Here is a 23,303-nt window from a genome sequence, read left to right on the forward strand (position 1 = left end):
GTGCCGTCGGTCTGGACGTGCCGTCGTACGGGGGCGTACTTACGCGGGTGAGAACAGGTGGTCGCTGATCAGGCGGGCCGCGCCGATGACACCGGCGGTGGGGCCCAGTTCACCGAGCACGATGGGCAGGTTGCCGGTCGCCAGGGGCAGCGACTGGCGGTAGACCTGGGTGCGGATCGCGGCGAGCAGGTTGTGGCCGAGGCCGGTCACCCCGCCGCCGATCACCACCAGGCCGGGGTTGAAGAAGCTGACCAGCCCGGCGATGACCTGGCCGACGTGGTTGCCGCCCTCGCGGATCAGGTCGAGGGCGGTGGCGTCGCCGGCGGCGGCCGCGGCGGCCACGTCGACGGCGCTGAGCGTGCCGTTCGCCTCAAGGCGTGCCGCGAGTTCCGGCGAACGGCCCTGCTGGACCGCCTCCAGTGCGTCGCGGGCGAGTGCGGCGCCGCTGAAGTGGGCTTCCAGGCAGCCCCGGTTGCCGCAGGCGCACGGACGTCCGTCGGGCACGGCCTGGATGTGCCCGATGTCGCCCGCGCTGCCCGTCGTACCGCGGTGGACGTCTCCGCCGACGACGATGCCGCAGCCGATACCGGTACCGATCTTGACGCAGAGGAAGTCGCCCACGGAGCGTGCGACGCCCGCGTGCTGCTCCCCCATCGCCATGAGGTTCACGTCGTTGTCGACCATGACCGGGCAGCCCAGTTCCTGGCTGAGCGCCTCCCGTACCGGGAAGCCGTCCCAGCCCGGCATGATCGGGGGCGCCACGGGGATGCCCTCGGGGAAGCGGACCGGTCCGGGTACGCCGATGCCGGCGCCGTCGAAGCCCTCGACGAGCCCCGACGCCTTCAGCTTCGCGGCCATGGCGAGAACCTGCTCGAAGACCGCGACGGGTCCCTCGCGCACCTCCATGGGCTGGTTGATGTGTCCCAGGATCTCCAGCTCGGCGTTGGTCACGGCGACGTCTATCGACGTGGCACCGATGTCGACACCGAGGAAGCGGAGTCCGGGGTTGAGCCGGATGTTGTGGGAGCGGCGGCCACCGCGCGAGGCGGCGAGTCCGTCGGCCACCACAAGACCGGTCTCCAGCAGCCGGTCCACCTCGACGGCCAGCTTCGACCGTGAGAGGTCGACCTGATCGCCGAGCTGTGCCCGGGAGTTGGGCCCGCCGTCGCGCAACAGCTTGAGCAGGCGGGCCTGATGGGCGTTCGCGGGTCGCGCGGTCATACGTCTCACGAGCCCCTCCCCGCCTCGAATCGGCTGTCTCCGTGTGGCTTTCGAGGGGAACGTAGCAGCGGCTGCCGCAGTGGGGAAGAACTTGCGCACAGATTGCCGCCGACTTTTTCCACTGACAGGACAAAGAAGCGGTCGCGAGGGGTGGAAACCGGCCGCGGAGCGCGGCAGACGGAGGGGGCCGTACATGACGAAAACGGCCCGTCCACAAGGCCGGACGGGCCGTCAACCGTACGAAACGAGGGGGCCGGGCGCTCCCGGCTAGTCCCGCGGACGCTCGTGGTAGGACTTGCGCGTGTGTTCCGTGTGGTCCCGCATGATCCGGGTGGCCAGCTGCTCGTCGCGGCCCTTGATCGCCGCGATCAGCTCGCGGTGCTCGATCCAGGACTGGCGGCCGCGCTGGCGGGCGACGGGCGCGTAGTACCAGCGGACGCGGCGGTCGACCTGGCCGGCGAGCTCGGCGAGGACCGTGTTGCCGGCGAGCTCCATCACCTTGGCGTGGAAGCGGGCGTTGAGGATCACCGCGGCCTCCACGTCGTCGGCGGCGACGGCCCGCTCGCCCTCGACGCACAGCTCTTCGAGGGCCGCGACGCCGGGCGTGCCGGCGTTGGCGGCGGCCAGTCGCGCGGCCTCGGCCTCCAGGAGCGTACGGACCGTCAGCAGCTGGTCGGCCTCCTCCTCCGTCGGCTCGTGCACGAACGCGCCCTGGGCGGGCCGCAGATCGACCCAGCCCTCGGTGTTCAGCCGCTGAAGCGCCTCGCGCACGGGCTGGCGGGAGACACCGAGGTGACCGGCGAGTTCACTCTCGACAAGATGCTGGCCGGGCCGCAGTGAGCGGGTGGTGATGAGTTCGAGCAGCGCCTCGTAGACGCGGTCGCGCAACGGGCCAGGACGTTCGAGCTTGGGCACGGCCCCCTGCGGCAGTCCCGTGGACAGCATCGCGGTCCCTCCTCGGCAGCGTCTGCTCAGCGACCGTAAAGGCCAGTGAAGAGTCAGTATTGATTGTCTTTCGTCTACAGTCTACGGCGCACAAGGGCCAGGGAATCCGGGAGTTGGCCATGTCACACCGGACTCTGCACCATCGGGCAGGGCCTCAGGGACAGCGCACGACCTGACCCGCGTAGGAGAGGTTGCCGCCGAAGCCGAACAGCAGGACCGAGTCCCCCGATGTCACCTCGCCACGCTCGACGAGCTTGGACAGGGCGAGCGGGATGCTGGCGGCGGAGGTGTTCCCGGAGTGGGTCACGTCGCGCGCGACGACCGCGTTGACGGCGCCGATCTTCTGGGCGAGGGGTTCGATGATCCGCAGGTTCGCCTGGTGGAGGACGACGGCGGCGAGCTCCTCGGGTGTGACCCCGGCCCGTTCGCAGGCCGCGCGGGCGAGCGGCGGCAGCTGGGTGGTGGCCCAGCGGTAGACGGCCTGTCCCTCCTGCGCGAACCGCGAGGGGGTGCCCTCGATGCGTACGGCGTGCCCCATCTCGGGCACCGACCCCCACAGCACCGGCCCGATCCCGGGCTGCTCGGCGGCCTCGACCACGGCGGCGCCGGCCCCGTCGCCGACCAGCACACAGGTGGTGCGGTCGGTCCAGTCCGTGACGGCGGACATCTTGTCGGCGCCGATCACCAGGGCCCGCCGGGCGGCTCCGGCCCGGACGGTGTGGTCGGCGGTGGCGAGGGCGTGGGTGAAGCCCGCGCAGACCACGTTCACGTCCATCGCGGCCGGTGAGGGGATGCCGAGCCGGGCGGCGACCCGGGCCGCCATGTTCGGGGAGCGGTCGACGGCGGTGGAGGTGGCGACCAGCACCAGGTCGATGTCCTCGGGCCCGAGCCCGGCGGCCGCGAGCGCCTTGGCGGAGGCGTGTGCGGCCAGCTCGTCCACCGGCTCGTCGGGCCCCGCGATGTGCCGGGTGCGGATGCCGACGCGGCTCCGGATCCACTCGTCACTGGTGTCGACCAGGCCCGCCAGTTCCTCGTTGGTGAGCACCTTGGCCGGCTGGTAGTGGCCGACTGCGGCGATGCGCGAGCCGTTCATTGCTGGTGGGCCCCCTCTGATCGGGTAGGGATCCACCAGTCTGATCAGTGACCCGCGGGTACGACGGCACGTGATGGCACAGGATTCGGCCGCCCGGGTTGTCGGCTTCTGTCAGACCCCCGGGTGCCCGGGGCCGGCCCCGCGATCCCCCGGGCGCCCGGTCGCGAGGACCGGGCGCCCGTGCCGTACCCGTGGGGGGCTCATCCGGTGAACAGCTGTGTGGCCTTCTGTACGAGTTCGTAGACGCCGTAGGCGAGCGGCGCGCCCACCCACAGCCAGGCGAAGGCGATCAGCGGGCGCCGGTCAGGCGGACTCTGGCTGCTCTCGTCGGACATCGGCGGCCTCCTTCGGGGCGTCGAGGTGGTGGCGGGGGTCGACCGGGCGGACGAGTTCGTTGGCGACGAAGCCGACGACCAGCAGTCCGATCATGATGAGGAAGGACGTCCCGTAGAGGGCGGCGCCGGACTTGCCGGCCTCCTCCTGCCGGTCGGCGATCCAGTTGACGATCAGCGGGCCGAGCACACCGGCCGTGGACCAGGCGGTGAGCAGCCGGCCGTGGATGGCGCCGACCTGGTAGGTGCCGAAGAGGTCCTTCAGATAGGCGGGGATCGTCGCGAAGCCGCCGCCGTAGAAGGAGAGGATGACCAGCGCGCTCAGGACGAACAGCGGCTTGGAGGAGTCGCCGAACAGGGCGATGAGGCCGTACATCAGCGCACCGACGCCCAGGTAGACGCGGTAGATGTTCTTCCGTCCGATCAGGTCGGACGTGGACGACCAGCCGATCCGGCCGGCCATGTTGGCGGCGGACAGCAGGGCGACGAAGCCGGCGGCGGCCGTGACGGAGACCGGTGTGGAGGTGTCCGCGAAGAAGTCCGTGATCATCGGGGCGGCCTTCTCCAGGATGCCGATGCCCGCGGTCACGTTCATGCAGAGCACCACCCACAGGCACCAGAACTGCGGGGTGCGCACCGCGCTGTTCGCCGACACCTGGACGCCCTCGACGACGCTGGGCGCGTCCGCGACCGGCTTCTCGGTGCGCGGCACCCGGACGAGGAGTACACCGAGCAGCATGAACACCGCGTAGGCGAGTCCGTGCACCAGGAAGGCCAGGGCGATGCCGGAGCTGTCGGAGCCGAACGACTCCAACATCTGCGCGGACCACGGGGAGGCGATCAGGGCGCCGCCGCCGAAGCCCATGATGGCGATGCCGGTGGCCATGCCGGGCCGGTCGGGGAACCACTTGATCAGGGTGGAGACGGGCGAGATGTAGCCGATGCCGAGGCCGATGCCGCCGACGAAGCCGTAGCCGAGGACGATCAGCCAGTACTGCTCGGTGGCCGCGCCGAGGGCGGAGATCAGGAAGCCGGAGGAGAAGCAGACCAGGGCGACGGTCATGGCCCAGCGCGGGCCGTTGCGCTCCACGAACGTGCCGCCGAACGCGGCCGAGAGGCCGAGCATGACGATGGCGAGCTGGAACGGCAGCGCGCTCTGGGTGCCGCTGAGCCCGAGAGCGGATTCGAGCGGTGGCTTGAACACGCTCCAGGCATAGGCCTGGCCGATGGAGAGATGGACGGAGAGCGCTGCGGGTGGCACGAGCCAGCGGCTCCAGCCCGCGGGAGCGACGGGGGGACTCATGATCCCGCACGGTAGGGATGCCAGGGGCCGTTGAGAAGCGGCGCGTAGACCGTATGCGATGAGCGGTATGCACCGAGCGCCGAACGGTCATGGCGCGAACCCTTGTCGACGCAACCTCCATACTGTAGACAATATTCAGTCGACGAATTTCATGCCTCTTCCTTCACCGAGCCCCGGATCCCGGCTCGACCACCTCCGCGGTATCCCTCAAACCGAACGGAGTTGTCCCGTGAAAGTCGCAGTTCTCGGCGCCGGTGCGATCGGTGCCTACGTCGGTGCCGCGCTCCATCGCGCGGGCGCCGAAGTGCATCTGGTGGCCCGTGGACCGCATCTCGCGGCCATGAGGCAGCACGGAGTACAGGTGCTCAGCCCGCGCGGCGACTTCGTCGCGCGGCCCCATGCCACCGACGACCCGGCCGCCATCGGCCCGGTCGACTACGTCTTCCTCGGCCTCAAGGCCAACTCGTACGCGGCGTGCGGGCCGCTGATCAACCCCCTGCTCCACGAGAAGACGGCGGTGATCGCCGCCCAGAACGGCATTCCCTGGTGGTACTTCCACCGGCACGGCGGGCCCCACGACGGCCACCGTGTCGAGAGTGTGGACCCGGGCGGCACGGTCAGCGCCGTGCTCGCCCCGGAGCGGGCCATCGGCTGTGTGGTCTACGCGGCCACCGAGCTCGAAGGGCCGGGCGTCGTCCGCCATCTGGAGGGCACCCGCTTCTCCATCGGCGAGCCCGACCGCAGCATCTCCGAGCGCTGCCAGGAGTTCAGCACCGCCATGAAGGACGGCGGTCTGAAGTGCCCGGTGGAGCCCGACCTGCGCAACGACATCTGGCTCAAGCTGCTCGGGAACATCTCCTTCAACCCGATCAGCGCGCTGGCCCGCGCCACCATGCGCGAGATGTGTGTGCACGGCGGCACCCGCAAGGTCATCGAGATCATGATGACCGAGACGCTGTCGGTCGCCGAGGCCCTCGGCTGCGAGGTCGGCGTCTCGATCGAACGCCGGCTCGCGGGCGCCGAGAAGGTCGGTGACCACCGCACCTCGACGCTCCAGGACCTGGAGCGCGGCAAGCCGCTGGAACTCGACGTACTGCTCGCCGCCGTCGTCGAACTCGCGGAGATCACCGGCGTGGAGGTGCCCACCCTGCGCACCGTGCACGCCATCTCGGATCTGCTGGCACTGCGCAGCGCCGCGTGAGCGGACGTGGAGTCGCGGTGGGCCGGCGGTGCCGGCTCGCCGCGACTCCACGTGCAGGACAATGGCTTCGTCGAGGTCACCCGCCGCACCACGGCCCGGTGGCCCACGGCGACCGACGCATCAAGGGCCGTTTCGGCCACCCGCACGGACAGAACCGGGGCTGATCAGGACATGGGACGAGTCACGGAACGACGCAAGGTGATCCGCATCCGGGACGGCGTGATCTCCACCCGCCCCGACACCCTCGTCGCGGAGGAGCCGCTGGAGATCCGGCTGAACGGGAAACCGCTCGCGATCACCATGCGCACCCCGGGCGACGACTTCGCGCTCGCCGCCGGCTTCCTGGTCAGCGAGGGGGTCCTCGCCGAGCAGAGCGACCTCCAGAACATCGTCTACTGCGCCGGCGCCACGGCCGACGGCTCGAACACCTACAACGTGGTGGACGTACGCACGACGCCCACGGTGGTGATCCCTGACATTACGCTGGAGCGGAACGTCTATACGACCTCGTCGTGCGGCCTGTGCGGCAAGGCCAGCCTGGACGCGGTGCGCACCACGGCCCGCTGGCCGATCTCCGACACTCCCCCGGTCCGGGTCGGACCCGAACTGCTCGCCGGCCTCCCCGACCGGCTGCGCGCGGCCCAACGGGTCTTCGACCGGACCGGGGGTCTGCACGCGGCGGCCCTGTTCACCGAGGACGGCGAGCTGGTGGACGTCCGCGAGGACGTGGGCCGGCACAACGCGGTGGACAAGCTGGTCGGCCGCGCGCTTCAGAACGGCGACCTGCCCCTGTCCCGTTCGGTCCTGCTGGTCTCCGGGCGCGCCTCCTTCGAGCTGGCGCAGAAGGCGGTCATGGCCGGGATACCGGTCCTGGCGGCCGTGTCGGCGCCCTCGTCCCTCGCGGTGGACCTGGCGGCCGAGACCGGCCTGACGCTGGTGGGCTTCCTGCGGGGCAGTTCCATGAACGTGTACGCGGGTGAGGAGCGGGTCGCCCTGCACACGGCGGCCGCGCGAGGCTGACGACACGCCCGGGGACGGGCCGGGTCAGCCGTCCGTTCCGGTGACCCGGTTCAACCGTCCGTTGCGGTGACCCGGTTCAACAGGTCCATGAACTGGTCGCGTTCGGTGGCGGAGAGGGGCGCGAGCAGTTCGTCGTTGGCCTCGCCGGTGAGCCTCTCGCAGCGCCGCAGCAGCCGGTCGCCCTCCTCGGTGAGGGACACGGCGTTCTTGCGGCGGTCCCTGGGGTCGGGCTCCCGCACGACCAGGCCCGCGGACTGAAGGTCGTTGAGTATTCCGACCACGTCCTTGGGGTCCAGGCCGGCACCGCGGCCGACGTCGGCCTGGGCGACGGGGCCGAGATCACGGACGGCCGACAGCACGGCGTGGTGCCACGTCCGCATGCCCTCGACGGCCAGGGCCTCGGTGACCAGCGCACGCCCGCGCGCGGCGGCCCGGCCCAGCAGCCAGCTGGGCTGTGAGCGGATCGCGGGCAGATGCGCTTCGGCCATGGCCACAGCCTAACCGGAAGTTGTTGGACTTCCCAACGATAGTGTGTTAATCATTGGGCCCTCCAATGATCTCGTGGGGAACTCCAACGACCCCGCCCCGGTGAGTCCCCACATCCCCGCCACCTTCTCCCCCCACGTACGAAGGGCAGTCGCCCATGCCTTGTGGCCTGCGCGCACGTCTGAGATCCGTCCTCATCACGGTCGTCGCCTCGGCGGTGACGGCCGTGCTGCTCTCCCCCTCCTCCGCCACCGGCGCCGCACAGGCCGCCGCGGGGGAGTTCGACGAGAGCGTGCTGTTCAAGGCGTCCCAGGACCCGGGTTACGCCTGTTTCCGCATCCCGGCGATCGTCCGCACCACCAAGGGCACCCTGCTCGCCTTCGCCGAGGCCCGGGTGCTCAACTGCGGTGACGCCACCGACATCGACATCGTCCTCAAGCGCTCCACCGACGGCGGCCGGACCTGGGGCCCGCTCCAGGTGGTCACCGAGGGCGCCGGCGACACCCACGGCAACCCCTCTCCCCTGGTCGACCGGGAGACCGGCCGCGTCCTGCTGGCCCAGACGCACAACCCGGGCCGCACGGACAGCGCGAGCTGCGAGATCCCCTGCCCGCGCACGCCCTATCTCCAGCACAGCGACGACGACGGCCGCACCTGGTCCGCGCCGCGCGACCTGAGCGAGCAGATCCAGCCCGCCGACTGGAACTCCTGGTACGCCACCGGCCCGGTGCACGGCATCCAGCTCACCGGCGCCTACGCCGGACGGCTGGTGTTCGGGGTCAACACCGAGACCTGGAACGGCAGCCGGGTCACCGCCAACCACGCCGCGCTGATCGTCAGCGACGACGGCGGCGCGAACTGGCGGGTCGGCGCCACCGGCTCCTGGCCCCTCGCCGACGACGGCACGTTCCGCCAGAAGCCGTCCGAGGTGGCCCTGGAGCAGCTGACCGACGGCAGCCTGCTGGTCAGCGCGCGCGAGCAGGACGGCACCGACCTCGGCCACCGCTCCCACGCGGTCAGCCTGACCGGCGGACTCAGCTTCACCACGCCCTTCCAGGACGTGCCCGACCTGTACACCCCGCAGGTCCAGGGCTCCATCCTGCGCCTCGGCGACCGGCTGCTGCTGGCCTGCCCGGCCGACCCGGACCGCCGCCGGACCATGATGATCCGCTCCTCCTACGACGGCGGACGCACCTGGGACAGCGTGGACCGCGGCACGGTCGTCACCCGCGACTGGGCCGGCTACTCCGACCTGGCCGACCTGGGCGGCGGCGCGGCGGGCCTGCTCTACGAGGCCGGCACCGTCGACGCCCGCGACGAGATCCGCTTCGCCCGCTTCACCGAGGACTGGCTCGTGCCGCGCCGCGGACCCGACCCGACCACCGAGGACCTGGCGCCGGGCGCCTCGCCGGCCGCGGTCCTCGGCGGCGCCGCCACCACGCCCGGTGTGCTCGGCAGCGCCCTGGCGTTCGACGGCAAGGACGACGCCGTACGGCTGCCGTACCGCTCCCAGCTGCCGCTCGACACCAAGGACTTCACGGCATCGCTGTGGTTCCGGTACACCGCGACCTCCGGTGAGCAGCCGCTGCTGTGGATGGGCGGCGTCGGCGTCAACCAGCCGCAGGTGTGGCTGCGCGGCGAGCCGGACAGCGACCGGGTGCGCGGTCTGATCACCACCCGGTCCGGCCCGACGGCCTGGCACTCGGCGTCCCTGAGCACGGACGGCGCCCACAACGACGGCGAGTGGCACCATCTGGCGCTGCGCCGCGGCGACGGCGAGCTGACGATGTTCCTGGACGGTACGCCGGTCAGCACGGCGGACGTGTCCGGCTCGGTCAGCCGCAACTCGCCGTTCGGCGTGCACATCGGCCAGCGGATGGACAGCCGGGCCTTCTTCACCGGGGCCATCGACGACGTACGGGTCTACGACAAGGCCCTGAGCGACGGTCAGCTGACGGCGCTGCGGGTGGCCGGCGTCGGGCCGTTCACCGGTGAGATCCTGCACCTGCCCATGGACCGGATCACCGCGGGCGGCTAACGTCCCGGAGCGTGCCCGACGACCGACGAGCACAACAGCGCACGGGAGCCTGGGTCGGCGTACTGCTGGCCCTGGTTCTCGCCGCCGTGCTGCTCACCGCCCTGCCCGGGGACGACGACGGGTCGGACGGCGCCTCGTGCCCGGCCCGCACGGTGGCGTCCTGGTCCGCCGACGACCGGCTCACCGGGGAGTTCGTCCGCTACGGCGACGACCCGGTCCGCGCCGACGACTGGACCGGCGGCGACGGCACCCACTCGGTGCGGCTGCCGGACGGCCGGCTGCTGTGGCTCTTCTCCGACACCTATCTGGGCCACGTCTACCCGCCGCCCAACCCGGCCGGCGAGTCCCACGCCTGGCGCGACACCACCGCCCCGCTGGTGCGCAACTCGGCGGTCGTGATGTCCGGCGACCGCCTCGACACCACCCTCCCCGCCCCGCTCTTCGCGGACCCGGCCCCCGACCAGTGGCGCTGGCCGGTCGCCGCCCGCGTCGAGCCCCGCGCACCCGGCTCCGGCGAACAGGTCCTGCGGGTGCTGCTCTGGGTGCGCACCGCCGGACAGTCCCCGTGGATCTACGGGGTGCCCACCGCCACCGAGGTCGCCACCCTGTCGCTGCCCGACCTGCGCGTCGAGTCGATCACCAAGGTCTTCGACCAGCAGCTCGTGCAGGATCCCGCCCGGCGCGTCCTGTTCGGCACCACCCTGGTCGAGGAGGGCGGCTGGACGTATGTGTACGGCGGCAACGACGCCCAGGCGGTGGGCCGTCCGGTGTCGTCGGCGTACGTGGCGCGGGTGCCCGAGGGCCGGCTCGCGGAGCCGGCCGCGTGGGAGTACTGGAACGGCGGGGCGTGGACGGCCGGCGAGGGCCCGCGCGCGGTGCTCGGGGACGGGCGGCGGACCGGGGTGGGCAGCGCGTTCTCCGTCGTACGGGACGGGGAGACGTATGTGCTGTTCACCATGGCGGCGGGCACGGAGGGCCTGTCGACGGTCACCTCCTACTGGTCCTGCTCCCCCACCGGGCCGTGGAAGGGCCCCACCCGCGGCTTCAGTCCGCCGCTGCCGCGCGCCGGGGTCGCCGCCTACAACCCGCAGGTGCATCCGCAGGCGGGCGCCGACGGACGGCTCGTGCTGAGCTACGACGTGAACTGGCTGGAGCCCACGGGCGCGGCGGCACAGCTCAGCGGGAACGTGTCCCTGTACCGACCGCGGTTCGTGACCCTGCGGCTGGCGCCCGCCCGGTGACCTCCCCGCCCGCCGGTTCACCGCCGGAGCCGGAGGTGTCCGAGGCGTCGGAGGCGTCGGAGGTGTCGGAGGTGTCCGAGGCGTCGACGGGGTCGCGCGAGCGGCGCTTGGCGATCACCGCGCACACCATCAGCTGCATCTGGTGGAAGAGCATCAGCGGCAGCACCGCCAGGGAGGCCTGTGCGCCGAACAGCACACTGGCCATGGGCAGTCCGGACGCGAGGGACTTCTTGGAGCCGGCGAACTGGATGGCGATCCGGTCCGCGCGGCCGAACCCGAGCGCCTTCGCGCCGTACCAGGTCACCGAGAGCATCACGGCGAGCAGGACCGCCTCGACGGCGAGCAGTCCGGCCATCCTGGCGGGACTGATCCGGTGCCAGATGCCGTGCACCATGCCCTCGCTGAAGGCGGCGTAGACGACGAGCAGGATGGAGCCGCGGTCGACGAGGCCGAGGACCTTCTTGTGCCGGCTCACGAATCCACCGACCCAGCGGCGCAGCAGTTGCCCCGCGACGAACGGCACCAGCAGTTGCAGCACGATCTCGACGACCGAGTCCGCCGCGAACCCGCCCGCGCCGCCACCGAGCAGCGAGGCCGCGAGCAGCGGGGTGACGACGATGCCGATGAGGGAGGAGAAGGAGCCCGCGCAGATCGCGGCGGGCACGTTGCCGCGGGCCATCGAGGTGAAGGCGATGGACGACTGGATGGTGGAGGGCACCAGGGTGAGGAAGAGCAGGCCCTGGTAGAGCGGCTGGGTCAGCAGGACCGGGACCAGCCCGCGGGCGGCGAGGCCGAGCAGCGGGAACAGCAGGAACGTGGCGGCGAGCACGGTGAGGTGCAGCCGCCAGTGCTTGAGGCCGTCCACCGCCTCCCGGGTGGAGAGCCGGGCGCCGTAGAGGAAGAAGAGGAGCGCGATCGCGCCAGTCGAGGCGCCGGAGACGGCGTCGGCCGCGGTGTCCCTGGCGGGCACCAGCGCCGCGAGTCCGACGGTCCCCAGCATCAGCAGGATGTAGGGATCGATCGGCATCCAGCCGGGCCAACGCAGGCGTTTCACGGTGCTCCACTTACTGGTGATCTCGTCGTTCGTCGGGCCGACAGCTGCCCGCTCCATCGTCCTCCTCCGGCACGTGATCGGGAATCCGGCATACCACTCTGACTGTCATCACGAATCGCGATAGCCTCCCCCATATGTACGACCCGTCCCAGTTGCGTACCTTCCTCGCGGTGGCTCAAACACTGAGCTTCACGCAGGCCGCGCGCCGGCTCGGGCTGCGCCAGTCGACCGTCAGCCAGCACGTGCGGCGGCTGGAGGACGCCGCGGGGCGCCCCCTGTTCACCCGCGACACCCACTCGGTGGAGCTGACCGAGGACGGCGAGGCGATGCTCGGCTTCGCCCGCCGGATCCTGGACGTCCACGACCAGGCGACGGCGTTCTTCACCGGGACCCGGGTGCGGGGCCGGCTGCGCTTCGGCGCCTCGGAGGACTTCGTCCTGACCCGGCTCCCGGAGATCCTGGAGAGCTTCCGCCACGACCACCCCGAGGTCGACCTGGAGCTGACCGTCGAGCTCTCCGGCACCCTGCACGCACAGCTCGCCGCCGGGAAGCTCGACCTGGTGCTCGCCAAGCGGCGCCGCGGGGACGCCCAGGGGGAGCTGGTCTGGCACGACCGGCTGGTGTGGATCGGCGCGGAGCGGCTGCGCCTGGACCCGGACCGTCCGGTGCCGCTGATCGTCTATCCGCCGCCGGGGATCACCCGGGCGCTGGCGCTGGAGGCGCTGGAGCGGCAGGGCCGGGAGTGGCGGATCGTGTGCACGAGCGGCAGCCTGAACGGGCTGGTCGCGGCGGCGCGGGCGGGCCTCGGGGTGATGGCGCACTCGCGGGGCTTCGTTCCGCCGGGGCTGGTGCGGGTGCCGGACCGGGCGGGGCTGCCGGAGCTCGGGCGGGTGGACTTCGTGGTGCTGCACGACCGGCGCCGGGCGGCGGCCCAGGGGGCGGCGGACGCGCTCGCCGCGGCGATCCTGGCGGCGGGGGCCGCACTGCACGGGCGCTGACCTCGACGTGTCCCGGCGATCGCGTCGTACAGATTTGATGGAGATTGTCGTACGGATTTGATGGAGATTACGGCACCGAAACTTACTCGGCCGTCAGATATGTGTCCGACCCTTCCCCATGTGGGCCTATTCTCCCGCGCTGACCAGGCGGGACCCGATGGGTACCCGGGCTCCGCACCCCTCCCGGACCGTCCGGGTGTGGGGTAGCTTTCACGGCCTGTGTGGAGCGCCACAGAGACCGGGAGCCGGGTTTTGCGCGAGTTCACCAACCCTCCGTTGGCGTTGGCACCGCCGGTGGGCGGATTGGCCGACGTCGTCTTCCTGCGCGCCCAGGAGGACCCGGGACACATCTCCCTCGGCCGCAAGGACGACGCCGGACGGTGGCGTGACGTCACCGCCGCCGAGTTCCGCGACGAGGTACTCGCCCTCGCCAAGGGGCTGCTCGCCAACGGCATCCGCTTCGGCGACCGCGTCGCGGTCATGTCCCGTACCCGCTACGAGTGGACCCTCTTCGACTACGCGCTGTGGACCGTGGGCGCCCAGGTGGTCCCCATCTACCCCACGTCGTCCGCCGAGCAGTGCTTCTGGATGCTGCACGACGCCGAGGTGACCGCCGCCGTCGTGGAGCACGAGGACCACGCGATGACCATCGCCACGGTCATCGACCGGCTGCCGCGGCTGCACCGGCTGTGGCAGCTCGACAAGGGCGCGGTGCAGGAGCTGTACGACGCCGGTGCCCACCTGGAGGACGACGTGGTGCACCGGCACCGCCAGGCGGTCACGCCGGACTCGGTCTGCACGATCATCTACACGTCGGGCACCACGGGCCGCCCGAAGGGCTGTGTCATCTCGCACGGCAACTTCATGTACGAGGCGGACACGGTCACCGCGCACTGGGAGTCCGTGTTCCACTCCCGCAAGGGCGACGAGGCCGCCACGCTGCTGTTCCTGCCGCTCGCCCATGTCTTCGGGCGGATGGTGCAGGTCGCGGCGATCCGGCACGGGGTGCGCTTCGGCCACCAGCCGCAGCTCAACGCCGCCGCCCTGCTGCCCGACCTGGCCCTCTTCAAGCCGACGTTCATCCTGGCCGTGCCGTACATCTTCGAGAAGGTCTTCAACTCGGCCCACCGCAAGGCGGAGAAGGAGGGCAGATCCGGGCCGTTCGAGAAGGCGGTCGACGTGGCGGTGAAGTACGCCGACGCCGTCGAGGCGAGGGCCTGGGGCATCGGACCCGGGCCCTCGGCGGGTCTGCGTATGCAGCACCAGCTCTTCGACAAGCTCGTCTACACCAAGGTCCGGGCCGCGATGGGCGGCCGGCTGCGCAACGCCATGTCCGGGGGTTCCGCCATGGACCGCCGGCTCGGCCTGTTCTTCGCGGGCGCGGGCGTGCAGATCTACGAGGGGTACGGGCTCACCGAGACGACCGCGGCGGCGACGGCCAACCCGCCCGAACGCACCCGCTACGGCACGGTCGGCCAGGCCATCCCGGGCGTCACCGTGCACATCGCGGACGACGCCGAGATATGGCTGCGCGGCGACAACGTCTTCCAGGGCTATCTCAACAACCAGAAGGCCACCGACGAGACCCTGCACGACGGCTGGCTCGCCACCGGCGACCTCGGCTCCCTCGACGAGGACGGCTACCTCACCATCACCGGCCGCAAGAAGGAGATCCTGGTGACCTCCGGCGGCAAGAGCGTCTCCCCCGGCCTCCTGGAGGAGCGCGTCCGGGACCATCCGCTGGTCAGCCAGTGCATCGTCGTCGGCAACGACCGCCCGTACATCGCCGCCCTGGTCACCCTGGACCCGGAGGCCGTGGAGCACTGGCTCCAGATGCGCGGCAAGCCGTCGATGCCGGCGGCGCAGCTGGTGCGCGACGCCGATCTGGAGACGGAGGTGCGGCGCGCGGTGGTCGCCGCCAACACCCTGGTCTCGCAGGCCGAGTCGATCCGGACGTTCCGTATCCTCGCCCAGCCGTTCACCGAGGAGCACGGGCTGCTCACACCGTCGCTGAAGCTGAAGCGCAAGGCCATAGAGAAGGCCTACGCGAGTGAGGTCGACGCGCTCTACCGGTCGTGAGCGTGCCGCTCACCGGCCACGGGTCCGCGGCCCACCGGTCGCGCGCGTGCGGCGGCGGATCGCGGGCAGGAGCCCCGGGACAGCAACGGGACAACGTCGGGATTTCGCTGTCCGGAATGCGGACCGGCCGCGGTTCGTTGAGGATGGGGTACGACCTGACGACTATCCGAAGGATCGAGAGCGCGTGAGCACCAAGGTCCCCCCGATCATCCTGAACAACGGCGTCGAGATGCCCCAGCTGGGCTTCGGCGTCTGGCAGGTGCCGGACGACGAGGCGGAGCGGGCGGTCGCCACCGCGCTGGAAGCCGGGTACCGGAGCATCGACACGGCCGCGGCGTACGGCAACGAGGAGGGCACCGGCCGGGCGATCGCCGCCTCGGGTGTGCCCCGCGAGGAACTCTTCGTCACCACCAAGCTCTGGAACGACGACCACGGCTACGACGCCACCCTGCGGGCCTTCGACACGTCGATGACCAAGCTGGGCCTCGACTACCTGGATCTCTACCTGATCCACTGGCCGGCGCCGAAGCAGGACAACTACGTCGACACGTACAAGGCGTTCGAGAAGCTGCACTCCGACGGCCGGATCAAGGCGATCGGCGTGTCCAACTTCCTGCCGGAGCACCTGGAGCGGCTGATCGGCGAGACGTCGGTCATCCCGGCCGTCGACCAGATCGAGGTGCACCCGCACCTCCAGCAGCATGCCGCCCGTGAGTACAACGCGGAGCAGGGCATCGCCACCGAGGCCTGGTCGCCGCTGGGTTCGGGCAAGGGCATCCTGGAGGTCCCGGCGATCGTGGCCGTGGCCCAGAAGCACAACCGCACCCCGGCCCAGATCGTGCTGCGCTGGCACCTCCAGCTGGGCAACGTCGTGATCCCCAAGTCCGTGACACCGTCCCGGATCAGGGAGAACATCGACGTGTTCGACTTCAGTCTGGACACCGAGGACCTCGCGGCGATCAGCGCGCTGAACGAGGACCGGCGCACGGGTCCGGACCCGGCGAAGTTCGGCTGAGCCGCGCGAGCCGCCGAAGTGCCCCCGGAACCGGGCCGGTTCCGGGGGCACTGTCCGTTCTCTCCTCAGTCCCCGGCACAGGCGTCCCGGTAGGGCACGGACGGCAGACTGCGCCGCCACTCCGCCTCCGGAAGCCCGCCCCCGGCCAGTGCGCACAGCCTCCGTGCCGCCCGCTCGGGCACCAACTCCCAGGCGCGGTCCGCCAGATGCGCGGTCTCGACCCGGAGCCGTCCGGCGTTGTCGAACCCCACCGCCCGCACGGGCCGGTCCCCCACCTGCACCACCGCCGCCGCGAGGCCCGGCGACGCCGTCTCCCACACCCGCACGGTCCCGTCGGCCACGGTCGCCGCGAGCAGCGCGCCGTCCCGGGAGAACGCCAGCACACGGTGGTCCACGTTCGACAGGTCGGAGGCCCGCAGTACGGCGATCCGCCCGCCGTCCGTGACGTTCCACAAGGTGATGCGCCCCTGTCCGTCGGAGACGGCGAGCCGGCGGCCGTCGGGGCTGAACGCGGCGGCGGCGAGGAAGTCCTCGCCGGTGACCAGCGTGCGCCGCCTGCCCGTGGCGAGGGTGACGAGGGTGCCGTCGGAGGCCAGCCGTGTGCGGCCGGCCGGGTCGACGGCCACGATGTCGGCGTCGGACCTGGTCACGGCAGGTTCCTTCCGCCAGTCCCGGCCGCCGAGTCCTTGCAGCGAGACCGTGGAGACGACGTCGGTGCGGCCGCCCTGCCGGTAGCGCAGCACGCCGTCGTCGAGATCCAGCCGGAAGTCGCCGACCGAGTCTCCGCCGACGGGATAGGTCAGCAGCGGTTGGCGGGGCAGGTCGGTGCCGGGCGTGGGCAGGTCGGTGCGCCAGAGCTGGAGGGACCCCGTCGTCCAGCTCAGCGCGTACGCGCCGGCGAACTCCACGCTCAGCGCGCCGCCCGCGACCGGCAGCGGCGGCCGCTCGCGTTTGCGGACGAAGTCCCAGGTCAGGACACCGGCGGCGGTGCCGGTGGCGACGGCCCGGCCGTCGGGGGTGAAGACCAGGGTGTCGCCGCCGCACAGGGTGCGGGCCGTGCCGCGCGGGATGCCGGTGTCGACGAGTCGTCCGGAGGGGACGTCCAGGACGCGCAGTTCCCCACCGCTGTCCGTGCACCAGGCCAGCCGTTTCCCGTCGGCGGTGGAGACGGGTACCCCGCCGTCGTCGACCCCGTGGTCGTAGCGCGCGGTGAGCCGCTGCCGTCGTACGTCCCACACCTCGACGATCGCGCGCCCGTCGGCGTTCGGCACCAGCCGGCGCAGCACAAACGTGTCGCCCCGCGGCCCGAACGCGATGTCCGTGTTGGTCCACGAGCCGGTCGGGAGGGTGCGGGTGCGGCCGTCGGCCACGTCCGTGACGACCAGCCCCCGGCCTCCCTCGCCGCGGGTCGCGATCGTCCGGCCGTCCGGACTGACGTCGGCTATGCCGGACGGGGCGCCGGAGAGCGGCACGGCCCGCAGGCGGCGGTGGGTGCGTACGTCCCACTGCTCGGCCGTGTCGCCGACGGCCGAGGTCAGGATGCGGCCGTCCCGGCTGAGCCAGACGGGTGTGCTGGGTTCGCGTCCGGGGTTCTCGGGGCGGACGAAGGTGTCCTGCTCGCTCTGTGCCGCCGCGGTGCGCAGCGCCTGCCGGGTCTCGGGCAGGTCGGCGGTGCGCCAGGCGGCGAGGGCGAGCCGCATCGCGGTGCGCGGCTCGCTGCCGCGCAGGGTGTCCGCGAGCGCGGCGACCCGGCGGGCCTCGGCCTCGTCCCGGCGCCGGTCGCTGACTCCGCTCTCCCGCCAGGCGGCGAGACCGGCGACCACGGCGAGGCACAGCAGCGCGGCGAGCCCGGCGGTCAGTGCCCGCATCCGGCGGGTGGCCCGGGTGGCGGCCCGCCGGCGTCCGTCGTCGGCGTCGATGCTGGCCGCGAGGAACTCCCGCTCCTGCTCGGTCAGTTCGCCGGACGTGTCCCCGAACACCTCGCGCGCCTCACTGAGCCGCACCCCCCGGTACAGCGCCCCGTCGTCGTGTGCCAGCTCGGTCCAGGTGCGGGCGGCCTGGGTGAGGCGCCGGTGGGCGCGCAGCCGCTCCCGGTCCTCCGTGAGCCAGCCGCGCAGCCGGGGCCAGGCGCCGATGAGGGCCTCGTGAGCGAGGTCCACGGTGTCGCCGTCGACGGTCAGCAGCCGGGCCCGGACCAGGCGTTCGAGCACGTGGGCGGTGGTGGGGTCGGAGCCGAGTTCGGTGCGCTCGACGGGGCGGCGGGTGTCGGCCGTGCCGTCGCCGGGGGTGACCAGGCGCAGCAACAGGTGGCGGGCGGCGGCCTGTTCGGCGGGGGTGCAGTCGGCGTAGGCGGTTTCGGCGGTGTGGGCGACGGCGCCGTGGACACCGCCGACGGCCTCGTAGGCGGCGAGGGTGAGTGTCTTGCCGTTGCGTCGGCGCCAGACCTCGCGCAGGGCGTGTGCCATCAGGGGCAGTCCGCCGGGCTCGCCGTCGACGTCGGCGACGATCCGGGCGGTCAGGGTGCGTTCGACGATGAGGCGGCGGGCGGCGGCCGGCCGGACGACGGCCTCGCGGAGCTGCGGCGGTGACAGGGGTCCGACGAGGAGTGTGGAGTCGCGCAGCGCCTCGGCGAGCGGGCCGTGGTCGGCGCAGCGGCCGTAGAAGTCGGCGCGGACGGCGAGCAGGACGCGCAGCCGGTTCGCCGGGTCCTGGGCGGCGAGCAACTGGCCGACGAACCGCTCGCGTTCTGCGGGGTCGGCGCAGAGCGCGAAGGTCTCCTCGAACTGGTCGACGACGACGAGGGTGTCGCCGGGGGCGGTGTGCGGGGTGAGGTGGGGGGCGTGGGTGCGGGCGGGGTGGGTGCCGGGGGTGAGGACGCGGATGGCGGCCGGGCGGAGCGCGGGGTGCTCGGACTCGCGCAGGGCGGGCACGAGTCCGGCCCGCAGCAGGGACGACTTGCCGCTGCCGGAGGCGCCGACGACCGCGCAGACCCGGCGGCGGGCGGTGAGTTCGAGCAGATCGGCGACGAGGTCGTCGCGGCCGTGGAAGTGGTCCCGGTCCGCGGTGTCGAACCGGGCGAGCCCCGGGTAGGGGCTGTCGGTGTCGTCCTGTCCCTCCGGTGCGGCGGACTCGGCGACGGCGGTCCGCCAGCGGTCCGTCCAGTCGTCCGGGTCGCCGCCGCAGGCGGTCACGTAGGCCATGAGGACGGGCAGGGTCGGCAGGCGCTCGCCGGCCGCGGCGGCGGAGAGGGTGGGTCCCGAGTAGCCGGCGCCCCGGGCCATCTCACGGTAGGTGGGCGCGCCCGCCTCGTCGCGCAGTTTGCGCAGCTCGTAGGCGAAGCGCTGCACCGGACCCGCCGCCGGATCCAGCGGTTTCTCCTTGCGCCCCATCCCCCGTGTCCCCCTTCTCACCGGTCGTTCACACGCTAGCAACCCGCCCCCGCCGATTGATCGGCGCTCCGGACGGGGGCTGCCCATCAATCCCTCGGCGCCTGGACTCGGTGTCGGCCCTGTTGTCACAGACGCTCCGGAGTCCGTCATCGTCACGCTCGCATCCCCTCCGTCCACGACGCCCGTCCTGCGCACTCCGGTTCGCCGGGCGGTGCGCCGGACCCGCGGCGCCGTCGCCTTCGCCGTACCCGCCGCCGTGTCGCTCGCCCTCGGTCTGTGGGGGCTGCGGCGCGGGGGCAGCATGTGGCGGGACGAGGCCGTCACCTACGACATGGCCCACCGCGAACTCCCGCAGCTGTGGGGGACGCTGGCCGGCATCGACGCCGTGCACGGCCTGTACTACCTGTTGATGCACGGCCTGTTCCGGCTGTTCGGCGACGCCGATCCGCTGCTGGTGCTGCGGCTCCCGTCGGCCCTGGCGATCGCCGCGGCCTGCGGCACGCTGGCCCTGGTCGGCCGCCGTCTCGCGGGCCCCCGGGCGGGACTGCTCGCGGGGGTCGCGTTCGCGCTGCTCCCGTCGGTGCAGCGGCACGCGCAGGAGGGCCGCTCGTACGCGCTGGTCTGCGCACTGGTGGTCTGGGCGACCTATCTGCTGGTGCGGGCGGTGGAGAGCGGGACGCGCCGGGCATGGGCCGGGTACGGGGCGGTACTGCTGGGCGCCTGTCTGCTGCACGAGTTCGCGGTGCTGGCCCTCGCCGCGCACGCCCTCGCGGTACCGCCGGGGCGGCGCCGGGCGCTGCTGCGGGTGGCGGTGCCGGTGTGTGTGCTGCTCGCGCCGCTGGCCGTGCTGAGCATGGGCCAGTCGGAACAGGTGGCGTGGATCGGCTTCCCCGCGGACGAGTTCGCCGCCTTCCTGGGGATGGCGCTGGCGGCGTTGGTGTGCGCGGGGCTGCTGCTGCCGCGGTCCGGGACCGTCGGACTGCCCGAACTCCGCGGCGCCCTGCGGCCGTCCACCCTGCGGACCACGGTACGGACCGTCCTGCTCCACGGCCGCGGTGGACTCCCCCTGCTCGGCCTCGCCCTGCTGATCGTGCCCACGCTGATCCTCGTGGTGGTCACACCGGTCAAGCCGCTCTACGTCGACCGCTATGTGCTCTACGGCAACGCGGGCGCCGCCCTGCTCGTCGGGGCCGCGCTGAGCCGGGTCCGCGCACGGGCGCTGCTCGTGACCGTCGGCTGTGTCGTCCTGGCGCTGCTGCTGCCGCCCTCCCTCCAGATGCGCACGCCGGACAGCCGCGTCGACAACGTCACCGCCGTCGCCGAGACGGTCCGCGAGGCCGGGCGGGACGCCGACGGGGTGCTCTACATGCCGGCCCGGCGGCGCGTGTGGTCGCTGCCGGATCCCGGCGCCTTCCGGGGCCTGCGGGACGTGGCGGCGGCGGGCACACCGGTCGCCTCGCACACGCTGTACGGCACGGAGGCCGACCCGGCCGTCATCCGGGCGCGGATGCTGGCGACGCCGCGGATCCTGGCCGTGAGCGACCCGCAGGGCCAGCCGCTGGACCGAACTCCGCAGGAGGAGGTCAAACGGCAGGTCCTGGCGACGGCGTTCGAGGAGTGCGGGAGCCTGCGGGTGAAGGGGGCGCGGATCACGCTGTACGCGCGGCCCGGCGACTGCCCGTGACACGGCACCGTGAGCCCGGCGACTGCCCGTGACGCCCCGGCGGGCCGGAGGCTACAGCGCCCTGGTCGCCGTGTGGACCGTGTGGGCCGCCAGGACGAACAGGTCGGCGCGGTGGTGGACGCTCGCCCTGTCGTCGGGGTCGAGGAGCCGGTCCAGGGTGTCGCGGTCGACGGTGTCGAGCCGGTCGCCCATCGCGTCGCGCAGCCGCCCCAGGGAGGCGGCGACATAGCCGCGGGCGCGGTCCGGGACGGGGGCGGGCAGGTCGAGCAGGAACGTGCGGGTGCCGGTGGGCTTCAGACCGGCGGCGGTCAGCAGGGCCGGCCAGTCCTCGGTCTCGGCGACGGCGCCGGGCAGCGAGGCACGCATCTGCGTGAACCACTCGTCCTCCAGCGCGTCGAGCCGCGACTGGAGCCCGGGGCGGCCCATCCCGAGGTCGCGCGGCAGGAAGCGGGCCGGCAGTCCGCCCTCCATCAGCGCGAGTGTGCCGCCGGTGGCGAGCCGCCCGGCGAACGCGGCGAGCGCCGCCCGCTGGTCGCCGAGGTGGTGCAGGCTGCGGCTGGCCCACAGCAGGTCGGCGGGGTAGTCGAGATCGTCGAGCACCTCGGGCAGCTCCCCGGTGAGGGTGCCGAACCGGTCGGCCACACCCAGCCGTTTCGCTCGGGCGCCGGCCCGCTCCAGGAGCGGCTCGTTGGCGTCCACGGCGACGACCCGGGCGCCGGGGAAGGTGTCGGCGAGCAGACAGGCGACGACTCCGGGACCGCTGCCCGCGTCGACGACCAGGCCGGGTGCCGTCTGCCGCTTGGACAGCCAGGCCAGCGCCCGCTCGTACAGCGGTGTGAACAGCTCGGCGTGCGTTTCCAGCAACGGGCCCATCTCGGCCCAGTCGATGTCGACACCGTCATGACCGTGGTGGTGTCCACCGCCGTGCCCCGGGTGGACGCCGCCGTCTCCCGGGTGTCCGTCGCCGTGCCGCCGGTGTCCGTCGCCGTCCTCGGGGCGGTGGTCGTCGTGCGCCATGGTGGTCAGCCTCTCCTGCCGGTTGCGGACAGCGTGCTCCGCGACGGCGGGAAGGGCAACTTCTGTTGCCGTATCGGCAAGGTGCCGCACCGCCGCCACATTTCACTCCGCCTTCCGGAACGCCCTCAGCGCGAAGCTCGGTTCGGGGCGTGGGCGGTCCTGGTCGGGGAGGGCGGCGAGGCGGGCCGCGTAGGCGTCGGCGCGCGGGTCGCCCGGCGGCAGGGTGACGAACCAGCCGCGGCGCAGGTCGGCGATGGTCCGGCGGGGGCTGCGGCCCTGTCCGCGCCCCGGGAAGCGGGAGGCCCCGACGGGCAGCAGGCCCTGTGCGACGGCGTACGCCTCGACGGCTCCCGACGCGTCCAGTACGGGGCTGGGCGGGCGCGAGGCGAGGATGGCATCGATGTCACTTCCCACGTTGTGGGCGGCGGACTTGTCGACCGTCGTGACATAGACGCCACCGGGGCGCAGTACGCGGGCGCACTCGGCGACGGCGGCCCGGACGTCCTCGGGGCGCCGGAGCAGATGCAGCAGCCACACGCTGGTGACGGCGTCGAACTCGCCGTCCCGGAACGGGAGTCGGCGGCTGTCCGCGAGGACCACCGCCCCGGGCAGCCGGGCGGCGGCGTAGCGGGCCATCTCCGGGGTGAGGTCGGCGCCCGTGACCCGGATGCCGTCGCGGCCGGCCGCCAGCCGCCGGGTCACTATGCCGGTGCCGCACGCCACGTCGAGCAGGCTGCGGACGTCGGCCGGTAAGAGTCCCAGTACGGCGCGGGCGGCGGCCTCGGCCCGGGGTTCGCCGCCGCGTGAGGCGTCGTAGCGGGCGGCCTCCTCGCTGTAGTCCAGCACCGCCGGGCTCACTGGGCACCGTGTGCCGGGGCGAGGGCCTCCACCCGGGTCGCCAGCTCGAAGTCCTTGGCGGTGACCTTGCCGCCCACGCTGTGGGTGTTCACCGTCAGGGAGACGGTCCGGTAACCGAGGGTGAGGTCGGAGTGGTGGTCCAGTTCGTCCTGCACCCGGGCCACGTGCACCACCAGGGCCGCCGCCGCGAAGTGCGAGCCGAGCCGGTAGGTGCGGGTGAGCCGGTCGCCGTCGGCGGTCCAGCCGGGCAGCTCCGTCAGCCGGTCCTCGATCTCGTGCTGCGACAGCGGTTCGACGGCCATGGCCGGGCTCCCTCCGTGGATGGCGCT

Annotated in this window: 19 protein-coding genes; 8 read left to right on the forward strand and 11 right to left on the reverse strand. The window is 72.6% G+C overall.

Going from position 1 to position 23,303, the window contains the following annotated elements; translation table 11 throughout:
• Nucleotides 1-39 precede the first annotated feature (39 nt).
• The 5 genes from ACIQAC_RS07765 to ACIQAC_RS07785 all read right to left on the reverse strand — a co-directional run bounded on the left by ACIQAC_RS07765 (nt 40) and on the right by ACIQAC_RS07785 (nt 4,894).
• On the reverse strand, nt 40-1,221 hold the full coding sequence (locus ACIQAC_RS07765) for an ROK family protein (protein WP_402188023.1): 1,182 nt from the start codon (nt 1,219-1,221) through the stop codon (nt 40-42).
• A gap of 267 nt (nt 1,222-1,488) precedes the next feature.
• A complete protein-coding gene (locus ACIQAC_RS07770; RefSeq protein ID WP_402188025.1) occupies nt 1,489-2,166 on the reverse strand; it encodes a GntR family transcriptional regulator in 678 nt (225 codons plus the stop codon).
• A gap of 154 nt (nt 2,167-2,320) precedes the next feature.
• Nucleotides 2,321-3,259, reverse strand: a complete 939-nt coding sequence (locus ACIQAC_RS07775; protein WP_402188027.1) for a beta-ketoacyl-ACP synthase III — start codon at nt 3,257-3,259, stop codon at nt 2,321-2,323.
• A gap of 200 nt (nt 3,260-3,459) precedes the next feature.
• Entirely contained in the window at nt 3,460-3,594 is a 135-nt protein-coding gene (locus ACIQAC_RS07780; protein WP_402188029.1) for a hypothetical protein, read from the reverse strand.
• A complete protein-coding gene (locus ACIQAC_RS07785) occupies nt 3,563-4,894 on the reverse strand; it encodes an OFA family MFS transporter (RefSeq protein ID WP_402188031.1) in 1,332 nt (443 codons plus the stop codon). The genes ACIQAC_RS07780 and ACIQAC_RS07785 overlap by 32 nt, the downstream gene beginning before the upstream one ends.
• Before the next feature lie 229 nt (nt 4,895-5,123).
• On the opposite strand from ACIQAC_RS07785, the gene ACIQAC_RS07790 reads away from it, so the two are divergent.
• Together ACIQAC_RS07790 and fdhD are read left to right on the forward strand one after the other, a co-directional pair.
• Complete coding sequence (locus ACIQAC_RS07790) at nt 5,124-6,095, forward strand: 2-dehydropantoate 2-reductase (RefSeq protein ID WP_402188032.1); 972 nt, start codon at nt 5,124-5,126, stop codon at nt 6,093-6,095.
• A 171-nt stretch (nt 6,096-6,266) separates the two neighbouring features.
• A complete protein-coding gene (gene fdhD / locus ACIQAC_RS07795; protein ID WP_402188034.1) occupies nt 6,267-7,115 on the forward strand; it encodes a formate dehydrogenase accessory sulfurtransferase FdhD in 849 nt (282 codons plus the stop codon).
• Nucleotides 7,116-7,165: 50 nt separating this feature from the next.
• Here fdhD and ACIQAC_RS07800 read toward each other — a convergent pair whose 3' ends face one another.
• Nucleotides 7,166-7,603: a MarR family winged helix-turn-helix transcriptional regulator gene (locus ACIQAC_RS07800; protein ID WP_402188036.1), complete on the reverse strand. Its 438-nt coding sequence runs from the start codon at nt 7,601-7,603 to the stop codon at nt 7,166-7,168.
• 155 nt (nt 7,604-7,758) lie between these two features.
• On the opposite strand from ACIQAC_RS07800, the gene ACIQAC_RS07805 reads away from it, so the two are divergent.
• Nucleotides 7,759-9,639, forward strand: a complete 1,881-nt coding sequence (locus tag ACIQAC_RS07805; protein WP_402188038.1) for an exo-alpha-sialidase — start codon at nt 7,759-7,761, stop codon at nt 9,637-9,639.
• Nucleotides 9,640-9,650: 11 nt separating this feature from the next.
• Nucleotides 9,651-10,880 carry a DUF4185 domain-containing protein gene (locus ACIQAC_RS07810; protein ID WP_402188039.1) on the forward strand — a complete coding sequence of 410 codons (1,230 nt, stop codon included), beginning with the start codon at nt 9,651-9,653 and terminating at the stop codon, nt 10,878-10,880.
• Here ACIQAC_RS07810 and ACIQAC_RS07815 read toward each other — a convergent pair.
• The gene (locus tag ACIQAC_RS07815) at nt 10,816-11,907 is read right to left on the reverse strand and encodes a bile acid:sodium symporter family protein (protein WP_402188218.1); all 1,092 of its coding nucleotides are present in this window, start codon (nt 11,905-11,907) and stop codon (nt 10,816-10,818) included. The genes ACIQAC_RS07810 and ACIQAC_RS07815 overlap by 65 nt on opposite strands.
• A gap of 161 nt (nt 11,908-12,068) precedes the next feature.
• On the opposite strand from ACIQAC_RS07815, the gene ACIQAC_RS07820 reads away from it, so the two are divergent.
• The 3 genes from ACIQAC_RS07820 (at nt 12,069) to ACIQAC_RS07830 (ending at nt 16,026) form a co-directional block, all read left to right on the forward strand.
• Nucleotides 12,069-12,932, forward strand: coding sequence for a LysR substrate-binding domain-containing protein (locus ACIQAC_RS07820; protein WP_402188041.1), 864 nt, complete (start codon nt 12,069-12,071; stop codon nt 12,930-12,932).
• Nucleotides 12,933-13,184: 252 nt separating this feature from the next.
• On the forward strand, nt 13,185-15,011 hold the full coding sequence (locus tag ACIQAC_RS07825; protein ID WP_402188043.1) for an AMP-dependent synthetase/ligase: 1,827 nt from the start codon (nt 13,185-13,187) through the stop codon (nt 15,009-15,011).
• 184 nt (nt 15,012-15,195) lie between these two features.
• Nucleotides 15,196-16,026: an aldo/keto reductase gene (locus tag ACIQAC_RS07830; protein ID WP_402188045.1), complete on the forward strand. Its 831-nt coding sequence runs from the start codon at nt 15,196-15,198 to the stop codon at nt 16,024-16,026.
• 65 nt (nt 16,027-16,091) lie between these two features.
• Here the strand turns inward: ACIQAC_RS07830 and ACIQAC_RS07835 are convergent, their stop codons facing one another.
• Nucleotides 16,092-19,415: a hypothetical protein gene (locus tag ACIQAC_RS07835; RefSeq protein ID WP_402188047.1), complete on the reverse strand. Its 3,324-nt coding sequence runs from the start codon at nt 19,413-19,415 to the stop codon at nt 16,092-16,094.
• A gap of 211 nt (nt 19,416-19,626) precedes the next feature.
• On the opposite strand from ACIQAC_RS07835, the gene ACIQAC_RS07840 reads away from it, so the two are divergent.
• Entirely contained in the window at nt 19,627-21,099 is a 1,473-nt protein-coding gene (locus ACIQAC_RS07840; RefSeq protein ID WP_402188049.1) for a glycosyltransferase family 39 protein, read from the forward strand.
• A 51-nt stretch (nt 21,100-21,150) separates the two neighbouring features.
• On the opposite strand, the gene ACIQAC_RS07845 is transcribed toward ACIQAC_RS07840, so the two are convergent.
• From ACIQAC_RS07845 to ACIQAC_RS07855, 3 genes are all read right to left on the reverse strand, one after another.
• Entirely contained in the window at nt 21,151-22,116 is a 966-nt protein-coding gene (locus tag ACIQAC_RS07845; RefSeq protein ID WP_402188051.1) for a class I SAM-dependent methyltransferase, read from the reverse strand.
• A gap of 102 nt (nt 22,117-22,218) precedes the next feature.
• Nucleotides 22,219-22,962 carry a class I SAM-dependent methyltransferase gene (locus ACIQAC_RS07850; RefSeq protein WP_402188053.1) on the reverse strand — a complete coding sequence of 248 codons (744 nt, stop codon included), beginning with the start codon at nt 22,960-22,962 and terminating at the stop codon, nt 22,219-22,221.
• 8 nt (nt 22,963-22,970) lie between these two features.
• Nucleotides 22,971-23,276: a 4a-hydroxytetrahydrobiopterin dehydratase gene (locus ACIQAC_RS07855; RefSeq protein WP_402188055.1), complete on the reverse strand. Its 306-nt coding sequence runs from the start codon at nt 23,274-23,276 to the stop codon at nt 22,971-22,973.
• Between the last annotated feature and the right edge of the window lie 27 nt (nt 23,277-23,303).

Origin of the sequence: Streptomyces sp. NPDC088387 (assembly GCF_044753385.1) — a bacterium.
Taxonomy (GTDB): domain Bacteria; phylum Actinomycetota; class Actinomycetes; order Streptomycetales; family Streptomycetaceae; genus Streptomyces.